Source organism: Dactylosporangium sucinum (genome assembly GCF_014647515.1).
GTDB classification, from domain to species: domain Bacteria; phylum Actinomycetota; class Actinomycetes; order Mycobacteriales; family Micromonosporaceae; genus Dactylosporangium; species Dactylosporangium sucinum.
In genome coordinates this window covers 5,757-21,318 of sequence record NZ_BMPI01000032.1, presented here as the reverse complement: position 1 = coordinate 21,318, position 15,562 = coordinate 5,757, and the positions used below count along the sequence as shown (strand labels likewise).

Genomic DNA, 15,562 nt, shown 5'->3' with positions numbered 1-15,562 from the left:
ATGAGCCTTGACCGAAGCCCCAGACTGCACCTCGGCGTCTTCTTCACCGGCGTCGGGCCGAACCTGCTCTGGACCGAGCCCGGCGCCGCCGACCACACCCACATCGACACGTTCGTCGGTGTCGCCCGGACCCTCGAACGGGGGCTGTTCGACGCGTTCTTCCTCGGCGAGGGCCTGCGCGTGCGGGAGAACCGCGGCCGGGTCCACGACCTCGACGTCGCCGGGCGGCCCGACGCGATCACCCAGCTCGCCGCCCTCGCCGCCGAGACCACGCACATCGGGCTCGTCGCCACGCAGAACACGACGTACAACTTCCCGGCCGACCTCGCCCGGCGGCTCGCGTCGCTCGACCGCGTCTCCGGCGGGCGGGCCGGGTGGAACGTCGTCACCACCGACAACGCGTGGACCGGCGAGAACTTCCGGCAGGGCGGCTGGCTGCCGCACGAGCGGCGCTACGAGCGGGCGGCCGCGTTCGTGGCCGCCGCCAAGGCGCTGTGGCGCGGCGACCCCGTCGACGAGCACACCGACCTCGTCGACGTCCGGGCCCGCGGTACCGTGGCCGGCACGCGGCCCGTCATCTTCCAGGCCGGCGACTCGCCCGGCGGCCGCGACCTGGCGGCGCGGCACGCCGACGTGGTGTTCTCGGCCAACACCGACTACGACAAGGCCGTCGAGTACGCGGCGGACCTGCGGCGGCGCCTCGCCGGCCACGGCCGCTCGCCCGACGCCGTGCGCATCCTGCCCGGCGCCTCGGTCGTGCTCGGCGACACGCCGGCCGAGGCCGACGAGAAGGCCCGCTGGATCCGCCGCGAGCAGACCACCGGCCCCCGCGCGATCGCGTTCCTGGAGCAGTACTGGGGCAAGGACCTCACCGGCTACGACCCCGACGGGCCGCTACCCGACATCGAGCCGGCCGAGGGCGAGCTCGACCCGTCGCGCGGCACGATCCCGATCGGGCTGCGCACCGGCAAGCTCGACCGGGTCCGCCAGTGGCGGGAGCAGGCGGCCGCCAACGGCTGGTCGATCCGCGACCTGGTGATCGAGGTGACCCCGAACCACACCGCGTTCGTCGGCACCCCCGGCCAGGTCGCCGACGAGTGGGCCCGCTACGTGCGCGACCGCGCGGTGGACGGCTTCAACCTGCTGCCCCAGCAGCTGCCCGGCACGGCGGAGGACGTCGTCGACCGCCTGGTCCCCGAGCTGCAGTCGCGCGGCGTGTACCGCACCGCCTACGAGGGCACCACCCTCCGCGAGCACCTCGAACTGCCGCCACCGAGCTGACGGCGGGGCCTACACCGCCGGCGAGACGACGTTCTGGTCCAGATACCAGCCGTACGGGCCGGGGTGGGCGCCCTCGTCCGCCCTCGGTTCGTAGTGGCGGTGGTAGATCGCGGCCACCAGTTCGCTGCGGCTCCGCACGCCGACCTTCGCGAAGACCGACTTGAGGTGGTCGGCGACCGTGAACGGCGAGATGCCCAGCTCGTTCGCGATCTGCCGGGTGCTGCGGCCCAGCGCGGCCAGCCCGGTCACGTCGCGCTCGCGGGCGGTCAGGCCGTGCGCGCCGGCGATGACGTCGCTGACCACGACGGGGCGGGCGCCCTCGATGATCACCGCGACGACAGGCCCACCGGCGCCCGAGACCGGCGTCACCGCAGCGGGATGTCGCGGCCGTGCTCCTCGGGCGGGCGGGGGCCGAAGAGACGGCGGTCCGCCTCGGCGATGCGCACGTCGTTGATGCTCGCCTCGCGGCGGCGCATCAGGCCGTCGTCGGCGAACTCCCACAGCTCGTTGCCGTAGCTGCGCCACCACTGGCCGGCCGCGTCACGGCACTCGTACTGGAAGCGGACCGCGATGTGGTCGCCGCCGAACGTCCACAGGCTCTTGCGCAGCGCGTAGTCCAGCTCGCGGGACCACTTGTCGCGCAGGAACGCCACGATCGCGTCCCGGCCGGTCAGGAACGTGTCCCGGTTGCGCCATCGCGAGTCCGGGGTGTAGCCGAGGGACACCCGCTCGGGGTCGCGGGTGTTCCAGGCGTCCTCGGCGGACTGGACCTTCGCGGTCGCGGTGGCGAGGGTGAACGGCTCCATGCCGTCCAGGGTTCCCCGGCCGCCGGGCGCCCGGCAACCGCGACGCGGTGCCGGTGCACCCGGGGGGTCCCGGGTCACCGGGACATTCCTCCCGGCCGGGTGGGATGCCCGGACGGTCCGGCCCGGGTCGGTCGGACGGCACCGTTTCGGCCATGACGACAACACCCTCGCGCACCTGGGCCCTCTGCGGCGCCCTGGGCGGACTCATCGGCCTCGTCGGGCTCTTCGTGGGCGCCGAGCTCACCTCGGCCGTCGGCGACGGCATCAAGGACAACGCGCTGGTCGTGGCCGAGATCGCCGGCCGGCGCAACTACGTGTGGCTGTACCAGGCGGTCAGCGCCGCCGCGGCCGCGCTCCTGCTGGTCTTCGCCGCCGGGCTGCGCCGGCACCTCGCCGCGCAGGAGCCCGCCGGCAGCCTCGTGCCCGGCGTCGCCGCCACCGGCCTCGGCCTCGTCGCGGCGGCCCTGGTCGTCGGCGGCGGCATGAGCACCGAGCTGTACTGGGCCCTCGGCGAGCCGGACCGCTGGGACCCGGACACGATCGCCGCGATGGTGGAGATCTACAACACGATCGCCTGGGTGTGGACCGGCGCCGGGGTGGCGGCGCTCGCCGTCGCGGCCGGCGGGTTCCGGCACGGCTCGGTCGCCAAGTGGCTGGCGCTGGTGAGCACCCTGCTCGGCCTGCTCGTGTTCGCCACCCAGGCGTACCCGGCCCAGTACGCGGCGCTGTTCCCCGGCGGGCTCTGGGTCATCGTCGCCGGCCTGGCGTTCACGTTCGGCGGCCGCCGCCCAGCGCCGACCGCATAAGGTCTGAGGATCATGAGGATCGCCTGGCCGCTCGCGGCGCTGACGCTGGCCCTGGCCGTGGCCGGCGGCTGGCTGGCGGCCGGCAACGGGGCGACCCTCGGCGACCTCGGCCACCTGCCGGCGGTGGCCGCCTGCGCGGTCACCGGCGGCCTGCTCACCCGGCGCCGGCCCGGCAACGCGGTCGGCCCGCTGCTGCTCGGCAGCGCGTTCTCGTTCGCGCTGCAGGAGGCCTGCGGGCAGGCCGCGACCCGGTGGGCCGGCGCCGCGCTCGCCTGGCCGCAGACGTGGCTGTGGGTGCCGGCCAACCTCGGGCTCGCGCTCGTCCCGCTGTACTTCCCCGACGGCCGGCTCGCGCCGCGCGCCCGGCCGGCCGTCGCGGTCCTGCTCGGCCTGGCCGCGGTCGCCGCGGTCACCGGCGCGCTGCGCCCCGGCGTCAACGACCAGGTCGGCCCGGCCGCACCGGCGAACCCGCTCGGCGTGGCCGCGTTCGGCGGCGTCGCCCCGGTCGTCGAGGCGCTGTTCACGGCCGCCGCCGGAGTGTGCTTCGTCGCCGGCGCCGCGGCCGTCGGGTGGCGGGCCCGGCGCCGGGCCGGGGTCGCCGGGGCGCAGGCCCGCTGGCTGGCCTACCCGGTCGGCCTGGTCGCCCTCGTGGTCGTGGTCCGCCTCGCCGTCGGGCTGCTCGACGCCGACCCGGGCCGGATCTGGCCGGCCGGGGGCTCGCCGTGGAACCTCGCCGGCGGGCTGGCCAGCGCGCTCATCCCGGCCGGCATCGGGATCGCCGTCCTGCGCCACCGGCTGTTCGACATCGACCTGCTCATCAGCCGTACCGCGGTGTTCGTCGCCCTGTCCGCCGCGGTCGCCGCCGCCTACCTGCTCGTCGTCGGCGTCCTCGGCGCCTCGTCGGTGGTCGCCGCCGTGGCCGCCGCGCTCGTCTTCGGCGCGCTGCGCCAGTGGGTCCAGCGGAGGGTGAACCTTCTCGTGTACGGCGAGCGCGACGACCCCTACACCGTCCTCGCCCGGCTCGGCGAGCGCCTGGCGACGGTCCCCGACCCGGGCGCGATCCTCGCCGCCGGCACGGTCACCGTCCGGGAGGCGTTGCAGCTGTCGTACGTCGGGATCCAGGTCTCCGGCGGCCGCTCCTACGAGCTCGGCCGGCGCCCCGCCGACCCGGTCGTCCTGCCGCTCGTCGCCGGCGGCGAGCCGGTCGGTGAGCTGCTGCTCGGCCCGCGCCCCGGCGAGGCCACGCTCGGCCCCCGCGACCTGCGGCTGCTCGGCGACCTGGCCCGCCACCTCGGCGTCGCGGTGCAGGCGGTGCGGTACTCGGCCGACCTCCAGCGCTCCCGCGAGCAGCTCGTCCTGGCCCGCGAGGAGGAGCGCCGCCGGCTGCGCCGCGACCTGCACGACGGGCTCGGCCCGACCCTCGCCGCGCTCACCATGCGGGCCGAGGCGGCCCAGGAGGTCGGCGGCGACGCGGCCCAGCGCCTGCTGGAGGAGATCGTCGCCGACACCCAGACCGCCCTCGCCGACGTGCGGCGCATCATCGAGGGGCTGCGCCCGCCGGCGCTGGACACCCTCGGCCTGGTCGGCGCGATCCGGGCGCACGTGGCGTCGTGGCCGTCCGGCCCGCGGGTCGTCGTGGACGCGCCCTCCTCGCCGGTCGACCTGCCGGCGGCGACCGAGGTGGCCGCGTACCGCATCGCCGTCGAGGCCCTCGCCAACGCCCGCCGCCACGCCGGGGCGACCACCGTGCGGGTCACTGTCGCGGTCGGCGGCGACGCCCTCACACTGTCCGTGAACGACGACGGCCGCGGCGCCGGATCCGCGACCCCGGGGGTGGGCATGCACTCGATGCGCGAACGGGCCGCCGAGCTGGGCGGCGACTGGTCGGTCTCGGCGACCGGGGAGGGCACCAGCGTGACCGCGCGGCTGCCGCTGGGCGGTGCCCGGTGAGCGCCGTGCGGGTCCTCATCGTCGACGACCACGACCAGTTCCGGGCCGGCCTGCGGGCGCTGCTGTCGACCGCGCCGGAGATCGAGGTGTGCGGCGAGGCGGCCGGCGGGGAGGAGGCGATCGCCGCGGTCGCCCGGCTGCACCCGGACGTGGTGCTGCTCGACCTGGCGATGCCGGGCATGGGCGGGATCGCCGCCACCGAGCGGATCGTGGCGACGACCCCGCACGTGCGCGTGCTGGTGCTGAGCATGGCGGACGACGACGACTCGGTGTTCGCCGCGCTGCGCGCGGGGGCCCGCGGCTACGTGCTCAAGGGCGCCCGCCGGGCGGAGCTCGTCCGCTCGATCACCGTTGTCGCCGAGGGCGAGGCGATCTTCGGCCCGGCGATCGCCGGCCGGCTCATGGGCTACTTCGCCGGTCTGGACCGCTCCGCACCGGACCCGTTCCCGGAGCTCACCCAGCGCGAGCGGCAGATCCTCGCCCTGGTCGCCCGCCACCTGACGAACCCGCAGATCGCCGAGCGGCTCGGCCTGAGCCAGAAGACGGTCCGCAACCACGTCTCGAACATCTTCGCCAAGCTGCAGGTGGCCGACCGGGCCCAGGCGATCGTGATCGCCCGCGACGCGGGCCTGCCGGACGCCTGATCAGGCCGACCAGCCGGTCCAGGACTCGACGTCGATCGCCAGGAGGGTCCCCGTCAGGCGGAAGGCGGGGTAGCGGTCGGCCAGCCGGGCCAGCGCGGCGACGCCCTCCTCGCCGGCCGGGTCGACCTCGCGGGCCACGCCGTCGGCCCGGACCCACCACAGCCGGGACCAGTCGTCGTCGTAGTGGTCGACCAGTAGCGCCGCCCGCGGGTTCGCGGCCAGGTTGGTCACCCGGCGCAGGGTCGTGTGCCGCTTCGGCTTGGCGTCGACGCCGTGGTACACCACGTCGCCCGCCACCGCGAACACGATCGGGACGACGTGCGGGCGGCCGGCCGGCGAGACCGTCGCCAGCCGGGCCACCCGCGCCGCCGTGAAGCGGCGCCGCGCCTCCTCCGCGGACAGGGTCATCCCTCGCCGGCGAAGGTCGCGATCGCCGCCTCCCACCCGTCCAGTGCGCGCTCCACCGTCGAGCGCGGGCCGGAGGGCAGCCAGTGGCTCGCGCGCGTCACGCCGGCGTCGTGCAGCTGCTGCAGTACCGCCGGATCCGCCGGGGCACTGAGCACCTGCACGTCGATCGGGCGCTCGGCCCGGGCCCGCAGCTGCGTGACCCGCGGGAACATGTCGGGGGAGTAGTTGGGGAACCAGGCGTCGCCGAACGCGAGCACCCGGTCCAGCACCGTCGGGCCGGTGCCGCCGACGAGGATCGGCGGGTGCGGGCGCTGCACCGGCTTCGGCCACGACCAGATGCGGTCGAACGAGACGTGCTTGCCGTGGTACGTCGCCTCGTCGTCGCGCCAGATGGCCCGCATCGCCTCGATCCGCTCCCGCATGACGGCCATGCGCAAACGCGGGTCGGTGCCGTGGTTGCGCATCTCCTCGCGGTTCCAGCCGGCGCCCACGCCGAACTCGAACCGGCCGCCGGAGAGCACGTCGACCGACGCGACCTCCTTCGCAGTGATGATCGGGTCGCGCTCGATCACCAGGCAGATGCCGCTGCCGACGCGCAGCGTGCGGGTCGCGGCCGCCGCCGCGGTGAGCGCCACGAAGAGGTCGAGGGTGTGCCAGTACCGCTGGGGCAGCTCCCCGCGCTCGTAGGGCGTGTCCCGGCTGGCCGGGATGTGGGTGTGCTCGGCGAAGAACAGCGCGGTCTGGCCGCGCTCCTCGACGAGCGCCGCGAGCGGCCCGGGCAGCATCGCGTTGTGGGTGGGGAAGTATCCGACGCCGAAGTCCACGATCCAGTGTCTTACCCGGCGGCCGACTGGGTAACCAGACGACATGCGCAAGAACGACGAGCGGTACACCATGGGCACCACCGGCACCCCCGGCCGCTCGGGTGCCGACACGATCGACGAGGACGACGCGCCGAACGGCTCGGCCATCGGCACTCCCTCCGCGACGCTGGGCGGCGAGCCCGACGACCCGGAGCTGCCGTACGACCACGCGCCGGGCCCGGACGACAAGCTGCACATGCCGCGCAACGCGATCCAGCGGGGCGACTGAGGTAGCGTCCTACGAGCTCAACGAGGCCGCCGTGGCGCGGGCCTCCGCCGGGTCCACCCCACCGGGTTGATCGCCTGCGTCCACCGGGCCGCCGAGTGGCGGCACAAGGCCGTCGAGCCGGCCGCGCACGACCGCTGCAGCACCTGGACGAGGTCGCGCCGCGCCGGCCGCTACGCTCTTGGCGTGCGGGCTCTGGTGATCGGCAACAGCGACGGTATCGGGCTGGCGTTCACCCGGCGGCTGCTCGACGAGGGCTGGACGGTGTGCGGCCTCTCGCGCAGCGACAGCCCGCTGACCCACGCGTCGTACTCGCACGTGACGGCCGACGTGGTGACGGCCGCGATTCCCGCCGATCCGGTCGACCTGTGCGTCTACGCGGCCGGGGTGGGGGAGCTGCTCGACCTCGACGACCTGGCCGCCCAGACCCGCGCGATCGAGGTGAACCTGCTCGGGGCCGCGCGGACCGTGGAGGCGGTCGTGCCGGCGATGGCGGCCGCCGGGCGCGGGCACCTCATCGGGCTGTCCAGCCTGGCCGACCTCGTCATCTCGCCGGACGCGCCCGGGTATGCGGCGTCCAAGGCCGGGCTCACCGCGTATCTGCTCGGGCTGCGGGCCGCGCTGCGGCCGCGCGGGGTGGCCGTCACCGCGGTCCGGTTCGGCTTCGTGGACACCAAGATGGCCAAGGGCGCGAGCAAGCCGCTCATGATCCCGGTGGACGAGGCCGTCGAGGTCCTCATGCGGTGCGTCCGGCGGCGACCGGCGGTCATGTCGTACCCCAGGCGCGTCTCCGCCGCCGCCCGCGTCATCCGCGCGGTCACGCGGGCGACGCTGAGGTAGGCTCAGGCGGCGCGGAAGCGCAGGCGGCGGTTGTCCACTGTGGACACCTTCACGTCCGTGAAGCCGGCCGCGCGCAGCCGGTCCGGGAACGTCGCCGGGTCGACCGTCACCATCGTGTCGGCGATGTGCAGCAGGCGGAACCGGGGCGACGGCAGGCTGTCGCAGCCGGCGAACACGCCGCCGCCGGCCAGCACCCGCCGGGCCTCGGCGAGCAGCCGGTCCTGCAGCTCCACCGACGGCACGTGGTGCAGCATCGTGCAGCAGACGACCGTGTCGAACGCCCCGTCCGGGAACGGCAGCGCGGCGCCGTCGCCCTCCACCACGTTCACGCTCGGCGGCAGCGTCCGGCGCAGGTGGCTCGCCAGCTTCGGGTTGATCTCGACCGCGGTCAGCTCCGGCGCGTCGCGGGCGAGCACCCGGGTGGTCGCGCCGAACCCGGGCCCGATCTCCAGCACCCGCGGCCCGAGCGGGACGCCGCGCAGCGCCCACGGCAGGACCTGGTCCTCGACCGTGCGGAACCACTTCGCCGACCGGCAGATCCGGTTGTGCAGCAGATTCATGCCAGTCACCGTAGGCGCGGGCCGGCGATGGCCGGAAGCCGCTATGCTGCCAACTGATGTCGGGATCAGGACATCCGGCGATCATGGTCGGCGACGTCACCATGACCCCGGGGACGCGCTTCGACCAGCACCGCCACCCTGTGCCCCAGCTGGCCTGGGCCGTGAGCGGGGTGGTGCGCATCAGCACGCCCGGCGGCGTCTGGGTGCTGCCGGCCACCCGGGCGCTGTGGATCCCGACCGGGGTGCCGCACGCGGTCGACGGCGGCGTGGCGGGCGGCCCGGCGGTGTTCCGCGCGGTCTACGTGACCCCGCCGCCGGCTCCGGACGCCCCGGCCGGCGGTGCGGGCGCGCTGGCCTCGCCGCACGACTGGAACGAGCCGACCGTCGTCGCCGTCACCCCGCTGCTGCGGGAACTGGCCACCCACCTCGCGAGCCGCGACCTGCCCGCGGACGCCCGGCGGCGGGCCGAGGCGGTGCTGCTCGACCTGCTGCGGCCCGTCCACGCCACCCCGCTGCCCGTGCCGCTGCCGGCCGACGACCGGGCGCTGCGGGTCGCGCAGGGCATCGTCGCCGAGCCCGCCGACGGGCGCTCCCTCGACGCCTGGGGCCGGGCGGTCGGCGCGAGCGGCCGGACGCTCGCCCGGGCGTTCGCCGCCGAGACCGGGCTGAGCTTCGGGCGGTGGCGCACCAACGCCCGGCTGCGGGCGGCGCTGCAGCTGCTCGCCGCCGGCACGCCGGTGGCCGTGGTCGCCCGCCGGGTCGGATACAGCACGCCGAGCGCGTTCATCGCCGCGTTCCGCCAGGCGCTCGGCGCGCCGCCGGGGGCGTACTTCGACCAGCGTCCCGCGGCGTTTCGACCGGTCGCGGCGGGGAACGAGCCCCTGCATGCGCGCCTTGCTGAGCAGACTCGAACGGTTCCGGAGCGTCGACCGCGTCGGTGACCCGGCGCGGGCCGCGGCGGAGGCGGTCCTGCCGAACCACGGGGTGCGCGACGCGCTGCACGGCCGCTGGCTGGGCCACCCGCTGCACCCCGCCGTGGTGCAGTTCCCGCTCGGGGCCTGGCTGAGCGCCACGGTGCTCGACCTGCTCCCCGGCACCCGCCGGGAGGCAACCACCCTGCTGGTCGCCGGCACCGCCGCCGCGCTGCCGGCCGCGGTCACCGGCACCGCCGACTTCACCACCCTCTCGCGCGAGCAACGCCGGGTCGCCGTCGTGCACGCCCTCGCGAACACCGCCGCGCTCGGTCTCATCGCGTCCTCGATCGTCGCCCGCCTGCGCGGCCGCCACGCGACCGGCCGCTGGTTGTCGCTCGCCGGCGTTGGCGTGGCGGGCGGTTCGGCGATGCTCGGCGGGCACCTGTCGTTCAGCCAGGACGCGGGCGCCAACCACTCGGCCGCCGCCCTGCCCCTGGTCCCGGAGGGCTGGCACGACCTCGGCCCGGCGGCCGCGTACCCGCCCGGTGCCCTCGAGGCCCGCATGCTCGGCGAGACCCCGGTCCTGGTGCACCGCGAGGACGACCGCTTCAGCGTCCTCATCGGACGGTGCGCCCACCGCAGCGGCCCGCTCGTCGACGGCACCCAGGTGGAGATCGACGGCGACGCGTGCGTGCAGTGCCCGTGGCACGGCAGCGTCTACCGCCTCCGCGACGGCCGGGCGATGCGCGGCCCGGCGTCGTCCGACCAGACCATCCTGCGCACCCGCATCCGCAACGACCGCCTGGAGGCGGCGAGGCCCTGACCCGGGCGCTGGAATAAACGACTTGCGGGTGATCGTTACCTTGGACGTAGTCGAGGCGTCGAGTGGAGGGAGCCGGCCGTGCGCTACCGCACCGCTGTCGTGGTTCCCCGCTCGCAGCACGAGGTGATCCTCGTGTCTTCGTCGCTCCCGGTGCCCGCACGCGCGGCGGCACCGGGTCGTCCGTGACCCCTGAGTAAAGGCGGTCACGGGCGTAATCGCGCCGTCCTGGCCAAAATCCTTTCGAAGGGTTCATCGGACCGTGCGCACCGACCTGAAGACCAACCTGGGCACCATCAGGAACCTCGGCATCCTCGCCCACGTCGACGCGGGCAAGACCACCACCACCGAACGCATCCTGTTCGCCACCGGCGCCACCTACAAGCAGGGCGAGGTCCACGACGGCACCACCGTCACCGACTTCGACGCCCAGGAGCGCGACCGCGGCATCACCATCTTCGCCGCGGCCGTCAGCGTCACCTGGGCCGGGCACCGCCTCAACATCGTCGACACGCCCGGCCACGTCGACTTCGCCGACGAGGTCGAGCGGTCCCTGCGCGTCCTCGACGGCGCGGTCGCCGTGTTCGACGGCGTCGCCGGCGTCGAGCCGCAGAGCGAGTCGGTGTGGCGGCAGGCCGACCGCTACGGCGTACCGCGGATCGCGTTCGTCAACAAGCTCGACCGCACCGGCGCCGACCTCGACGCGGCCGTCGCGTCGATCCGGGACCGGCTGCACGTCACGCCGCTCGTCGTCCAGCGGCCGATCGGGCGCGAGGACGGCTTCGCCGGTGTCGTGGACCTCGTCGGGATGCGGCGGCTCACCTGGGAGCCCGCGCTTCGCGAGTCTCCGGCGACGGACGCCGACGAGAACGCCCGGCGGGAGCTCGAGGAGCGCGTCGCCGAGCTGCACACGGGCGCGCTGGAGGAGTTCGTCGGCACCGGCCGGCTCACCGACGCGACGCTGCGCGCCGCGCTGCGCGAGCTGACGCTCGACGGCTCGGCCGTGGTCGTGCTGTGCGGCTCGGCGTACCGCGACAAGGGCATCGAGCCGCTGCTCGACGCCGTCGTCGCGTACCTGCCGTCGCCGCTGGACGTCGCCAGGGTCGACCCGGACGCGCCGTTCGCCGCGCTGGTGTTCAAGGTGCATGCCGCCGCGACCGGGCGGCTGACGTTCCTGCGCGTGTACTCCGGCACCATCGGGAAGGGGGCGGCCGTGCTCGACGCCGGCACCCGGCGCACCGAGCGCGTCGGGCGGATCCTGCACGTCCAGGCCGACCGGCACACCGAGGTCGACCGCGCGTCGGCCGGTGACATCGTCGCCGTCGTCGGGGTCAAGCACGCCCGCGTCGGCGCGACGCTGTGCGCCCCCGACGCCCCGGTCGTGCTGGAGCCGCCGACGACCGCGATGCCCGTCGTGTCCGTCGCGGTCGAGGCGCGGGTGCGCGCCGACACCGACCGCCTCGCCACCGCCCTCGCGCGGCTGGTCGACGAGGACCCGTCGCTCGTCGTGCGCAGCGACCCCGAGACCGGCCAGACCGTGCTGTCCGGCCTCGGCGAGCTGCATTTGGAGGTCGCGGTGGAGAAGATCCGGCAGGGCACCGGGCTGTCGGTCAACGTCGGCCGGCCGCAGGTGGCGTACCGCGAGACCGTCGTGCGCGGCGTGACCGGCCTGCTGTACCGGCACGTCAAGCAGGAGGGCGGGGCCGGGCAGTACGCCCACGTCGTCATCGACGTCGAGCCGTCGGAGGACGAGTTCGCGTTCCGGTCCACTGTGGTCGGTGGCCGGGTGCCGAAGGAGTACGTCCGCGCGGTCGAGGCCGGCCTGCGCGACGCGCTCACCCAGGGCCCGCTCGGCGGCCACCCGGTGACCGGCGTGCGGGTGACGCTCACCGACGGGGCCACGCACCCGAAGGACTCGTCGGAGCTGGCGTTCCGCACCGCCGGCCGGCTTGCCCTGCAGCAGGCGTTCCGGCAGGCCGAGCTGGCGCTGCTGGAGCCGGTCGTGGAGGCCACCGTCACGGTGCCCGACGACGTCGTCGGCGGCGTGCTCGGCGACCTCGCGGCCCGGCGGGGCCGGGTCACCGCGTCGAACGCCCGCGGCGGCACCGTCGTGCTGACGGCGACGGTGCCCCTCGCGGAGCTGTTCGGCTACGCGACCCGGCTGCGCAGCCGGACGCAGGGCCGGGGCACGTTCACCACCCGCCCGGCCGGGTACGCGCCCGCTCCCGCGAGCGTGCCGGCCTGACCCGACGGAGACACCCGGGGTGCGCCATGTGCACCCCGGGTGTTTCGTGGGCGACAGCGCCGGGTACCCGGCCGCCTTTACAATGTCGGCTTCCGGGGGAGGACCTTATGCGAGTGGCGGTACTGGACGTCGGATCGAACTCGGCGCACCTCCAGGTGGTCGACGACTCGTTCGATCCGGTGTTCCGGCTCAAGGAGCCGACGCTGCTCGCCGAGTCCGTCACCCCGGACGGCGCCCTCAGCCCCGACGCCGTCGAGCGGCTGGTCGCCGCCGTGGCCCGCACCGTCGCCGCCTCCCGCGAGCAGGCGGTCGCCGACCTCATCCCGCTCGCCACGGCCACCATCCGCGACGCGACGAACAACGCCGAGATCCGCCGCCGGGTGCGCGACGCCACCGGGGTCGAGCTGCGCTCGCTCAGCGGCGAGGACGAGGCCCGCGTGACGTTCCTCGCGGTCCGGCGCTACCTCGGGCCGGCCGCCGGCCATCTCCTGCTGCTCGACATCGGCGGCATGTCGATGGAGGTCGCGGCCGGCGCCGGCGAGCGTCCGGACGTGGCGGTCTCGCTGCCGATCGGCGCCGGCCGGCTCACCCGCCAGCTGCTCCCGCACCACCCGGCCTCCCGCGACGCCGTCGCGGAGGTCCGCCGGCGGGTCCGGCACGCGCTGCGCGACCTGCCGAAGGTCTCGTCGCCGGACCTGGTGGTCGGCACCTCGAAGACGTTCAAGCAGCTGGCCCGGGTGGCCGGCGACGGGCGGCGGCTCACCCGGCGCAAGCTGCGCGCCTGGGTGCCGCGGCTGGCCGGCATGACCCCACGGGAGCGGGCGAAGCTGCCCGGCGTGGCGGCCAGCCGGGCCCGGCAGCTGCTCGCCGGCGCGGTGATCGCCGAGGCGGCGATGGACGCGCTCGGCGTCGAGGCGCTCAAGGTCTGCCCGTGGGCGCTGCGCGAGGGCCTGCTCCTGCGCCGCCTCACGGAGCTGGCCCAGGCCTAGGACCGACCGGGCACGCATGTGCGCGGGCGTTCCCGCAGCCCGGCGGCTATCTGTTCAGAAACTTTACCAAAGGCATTGACAGTGGTGCTTCTTCCATCGAGGGTTGGTACAAGTCCCGAAGTTAGCCTCCCTCCCCGCCAGGAGCGCCCCGCATGGTCCGTTCCCGACCGCTGACCACGCTGCTCGCCGTGGCCGCGATCGCCCTGCCCGCCCTCGTGGCGGCGCAGCCGGCGACCGCCGCCGCGACCACCGTCCAGGTCTACTGGAGCTCGGAGTCGCGCACCGCCGGCTACGAGCCGAAGAACGCCAACTGGTACAGCAACCCGGCCACCGGCCTGGCCGGCACCCCGTACCAGCTGTCCCGGCAGGCCGACCTGCCGATCACCGCGGCCGGCGGCACCGCCACCATCACCGCCGACACGAACACCCGCTACCAGACGATCCTCGGCGTCGGCTCCTCCCTGGAGGAGTCCACGGTCTACAACCTGTCCCGCATGAGCGCCGCGGCCCGCGACCGCGCACTGCGCGCACTCGTCGACCCGGTGAACGGGGCCGGCTTCAGCGTCGTGCGGATCACGTTCGGCACCAGCGACTTCACGTCGGGCGCCTTCTACACGTACGACGACGGCGCGACCGACCCGTCGCTGTCGCGCTTCTCCATCCAGCGCGACATCGACCTGAACATCGTCGCCACGCTGCGGCAGGCCCTCGCCGTCAACCCCGACCTGAAGATCTTCGCCAGCGCGTGGTCGGCGCCGCCGTGGATGAAGACGAGCAACGCCATCATCGGCGGGAGCCTTGTCAGCTCGTACATCCCGACGCTCGCCACCTACTACCGGCGGGCGATCCAGGCGTACCAGGGCCAGGGCATCCCGATCCACGGCCTCACGCTGCAGAACGAGCCGCTGTTCTCGCCGCCCGACTACCCGGGCATGCTGGTGAGCGCCGACCAGGAGCGGCAGCTCGCCAAGGCGCTGCGCACGGAGCTGACGAACAACGGCCTCGGCGCGACGAAGATCTGGGCCTTCGACCACAACTTCAGCGAGGGCGCGAGCTACGCCGCCGGGGTGCTCACCGCCGACGCCCGCGCGTCGGTCGACGGCATCGCCTTCCACGACTACGCCGGTGAACCCACGGCGATGTCCCAGGTGCACGCGTCCTACCCGGACAAGGACGTCCTCATGACCGAGCGTTCGGTGTGGGGTACCGCCGGAGCCGACCGCATCGTGCAGTATTTCCGCAACTGGTCGACCCTCTACGAGGGCTGGGTGAGCATGCTCGACCAGAACCGTTCGCCCGAGCGGTGGACGGGCTCGCCCGACCCGACCATGCTCGTGCAGAGCACCTCGAACCGGGACACCTTCTGGGCGCTGCCCGACTACAACATCATCGCCCAGTTCTCGAAGTTCGTGCGGCCCGGCGCCCAGCGGGTGGCCACCGGCTACGGCTCGACCGGCACCGTCACCAACGTCGCCTTCCGCAACCCCGACGGCACGCTCGTCGCCGTCGTCGTCAACCAGACGGGGTCGAACCAGGCGTTCACCCTGCGGGTCGGCGCGCAGCAGGTGACCAGCACGCTGCCGGCGAAGACGGTCGGCACGTACCTGTGGGCCGGCGCCGACAGCGGCACCCCGACCGGCCGGACGGGCCAGATCACCGGCTACGGCGGCAAGTGCGTGGACGTCGCCGGGGCGTCGACGGCCAATGGGGCGAAGATTCAGCTGTACACCTGCAACGGGACCGACGCCCAGCGCTGGACGGTCTCCTCGGACGGCTCGCTGCGGTCCCTGGGCAAGTGCCTCGACGTCGCCGGTGCCTCGTCGGCGAACGGGACGAAGGTGCAGCTCTACGACTGCAACGGGACGACGGCGCAGCAGTGGACGGCTGCCGCGGACGGTTCGCTGCGGGCCCTCGGCAAGTGTCTCGACGCGACCGGGCCGAGCTCGGCGGACGGGACGCAGCTGCAGATCTGGTCGTGCACCGGTGCGGCGAACCAGCGCTGGACGCTGCCCTGACGTGCCTCGGGGCCCCGCCTCGGCGGGGCCCCGGTGTGCTTACTGGATCACGAACGTCGTGAAGTACACGTCCATGACGAGCTTCTTCTTCTCCTCCGTGTAGGCCTTCACGAGCTTCTCCTTGAGCTCGGCCTTCGTCCGCTCCCGCTCGCCGTTGGACATCAGCTCGGCCATGTCCCGGCCGCTGTACTCATC

17 protein-coding genes are annotated in these 15,562 nt (G+C 74.6%); 11 read left to right on the top strand and 6 right to left on the bottom strand.

What is annotated here, in order from left to right; all coding sequences use genetic code 11:
• Entirely contained in the window at positions 1–1,281 is a 1,281-nt protein-coding gene (locus IEZ31_RS29355; RefSeq protein ID WP_190253249.1) for an LLM class flavin-dependent oxidoreductase, read from the top strand.
• Between the two features lie 9 nt (positions 1,282–1,290).
• Here the strand turns inward: IEZ31_RS29355 and IEZ31_RS29350 are convergent, their stop codons facing one another.
• Complete coding sequence (locus tag IEZ31_RS29350; protein WP_190253248.1) at positions 1,291–1,650, bottom strand: response regulator transcription factor; 360 nt, start codon at positions 1,648–1,650, stop codon at positions 1,291–1,293.
• Complete coding sequence (locus tag IEZ31_RS29345) at positions 1,647–2,087, bottom strand: nuclear transport factor 2 family protein (RefSeq protein ID WP_190253247.1); 441 nt, start codon at positions 2,085–2,087, stop codon at positions 1,647–1,649. The genes IEZ31_RS29350 and IEZ31_RS29345 overlap by 4 nt, the downstream gene beginning before the upstream one ends.
• A gap of 152 nt (positions 2,088–2,239) precedes the next feature.
• Between IEZ31_RS29345 and IEZ31_RS29340 the strand changes: the two genes are divergently transcribed.
• From IEZ31_RS29340 to IEZ31_RS29330, 3 genes are read left to right on the top strand one after another with little or no spacing between them, the layout of a single operon-like run.
• Complete coding sequence (locus IEZ31_RS29340) at positions 2,240–2,893, top strand: hypothetical protein (protein WP_190253246.1); 654 nt, start codon at positions 2,240–2,242, stop codon at positions 2,891–2,893.
• Positions 2,894–2,905: 12 nt separating this feature from the next.
• On the top strand, positions 2,906–4,843 hold the full coding sequence (locus IEZ31_RS29335) for a sensor histidine kinase (RefSeq protein WP_190253245.1): 1,938 nt from the start codon (positions 2,906–2,908) through the stop codon (positions 4,841–4,843).
• Positions 4,840–5,487: a response regulator gene (locus tag IEZ31_RS29330; protein ID WP_190253244.1), complete on the top strand. Its 648-nt coding sequence runs from the start codon at positions 4,840–4,842 to the stop codon at positions 5,485–5,487. The genes IEZ31_RS29335 and IEZ31_RS29330 overlap by 4 nt, the downstream gene beginning before the upstream one ends.
• Here the strand turns inward: IEZ31_RS29330 and IEZ31_RS29325 are convergent, their stop codons facing one another.
• Together IEZ31_RS29325 and IEZ31_RS29320 are read right to left on the bottom strand one after the other, a co-directional pair.
• A complete protein-coding gene (locus IEZ31_RS29325) occupies positions 5,488–5,895 on the bottom strand; it encodes a TIGR03668 family PPOX class F420-dependent oxidoreductase (protein WP_190253243.1) in 408 nt (135 codons plus the stop codon).
• Positions 5,892–6,719, bottom strand: a complete 828-nt coding sequence (locus tag IEZ31_RS29320; RefSeq protein WP_190253242.1) for an LLM class F420-dependent oxidoreductase — start codon at positions 6,717–6,719, stop codon at positions 5,892–5,894. Before IEZ31_RS29320 ends, IEZ31_RS29325 begins: the two co-directional genes overlap by 4 nt.
• Before the next feature lie 43 nt (positions 6,720–6,762).
• Here IEZ31_RS29320 and IEZ31_RS29315 point away from each other — a divergent pair, with 43 nt between their 5' ends.
• Positions 6,763–6,987: a hypothetical protein gene (locus IEZ31_RS29315; RefSeq protein ID WP_190253241.1), complete on the top strand. Its 225-nt coding sequence runs from the start codon at positions 6,763–6,765 to the stop codon at positions 6,985–6,987.
• A 183-nt stretch (positions 6,988–7,170) separates the two neighbouring features.
• Positions 7,171–7,824: an SDR family NAD(P)-dependent oxidoreductase gene (locus tag IEZ31_RS29310; RefSeq protein WP_190253240.1), complete on the top strand. Its 654-nt coding sequence runs from the start codon at positions 7,171–7,173 to the stop codon at positions 7,822–7,824.
• Between the two features lie 2 nt (positions 7,825–7,826).
• Here IEZ31_RS29310 and IEZ31_RS29305 read toward each other — a convergent pair whose 3' ends face one another.
• Complete coding sequence (locus IEZ31_RS29305; RefSeq protein WP_190253239.1) at positions 7,827–8,384, bottom strand: class I SAM-dependent methyltransferase; 558 nt, start codon at positions 8,382–8,384, stop codon at positions 7,827–7,829.
• Between the two features lie 56 nt (positions 8,385–8,440).
• On the opposite strand from IEZ31_RS29305, the gene IEZ31_RS29300 reads away from it, so the two are divergent.
• The 5 genes from IEZ31_RS29300 to IEZ31_RS29280 all read left to right on the top strand — a co-directional run bounded on the left by IEZ31_RS29300 (position 8,441) and on the right by IEZ31_RS29280 (position 15,367).
• Positions 8,441–9,325 (top strand): AraC family transcriptional regulator, encoded by an 885-nt coding sequence (locus IEZ31_RS29300; RefSeq protein ID WP_229835953.1) that lies wholly within the window; start codon positions 8,441–8,443, stop codon positions 9,323–9,325.
• Entirely contained in the window at positions 9,270–10,121 is an 852-nt protein-coding gene (locus IEZ31_RS29295; protein ID WP_190253238.1) for a Rieske (2Fe-2S) protein, read from the top strand. Before IEZ31_RS29300 ends, IEZ31_RS29295 begins: the two co-directional genes overlap by 56 nt.
• A gap of 259 nt (positions 10,122–10,380) precedes the next feature.
• Positions 10,381–12,363 carry an elongation factor G gene (gene fusA / locus IEZ31_RS29290; RefSeq protein ID WP_190253237.1) on the top strand — a complete coding sequence of 661 codons (1,983 nt, stop codon included), beginning with the start codon at positions 10,381–10,383 and terminating at the stop codon, positions 12,361–12,363.
• 107 nt (positions 12,364–12,470) lie between these two features.
• Positions 12,471–13,352 (top strand): Ppx/GppA phosphatase family protein, encoded by an 882-nt coding sequence (locus tag IEZ31_RS29285; protein WP_190253236.1) that lies wholly within the window; start codon positions 12,471–12,473, stop codon positions 13,350–13,352.
• Positions 13,353–13,504: 152 nt separating this feature from the next.
• Entirely contained in the window at positions 13,505–15,367 is a 1,863-nt protein-coding gene (locus tag IEZ31_RS29280) for a ricin-type beta-trefoil lectin domain protein (RefSeq protein ID WP_190253235.1), read from the top strand.
• Between the two features lie 39 nt (positions 15,368–15,406).
• Here IEZ31_RS29280 and IEZ31_RS29275 read toward each other — a convergent pair whose 3' ends face one another.
• Entirely contained in the window at positions 15,407–15,541 is a 135-nt protein-coding gene (locus IEZ31_RS29275; RefSeq protein ID WP_268241698.1) for a flagellar basal body-associated FliL family protein, read from the bottom strand.
• Positions 15,542–15,562: the final 21 nt, after the last annotated feature.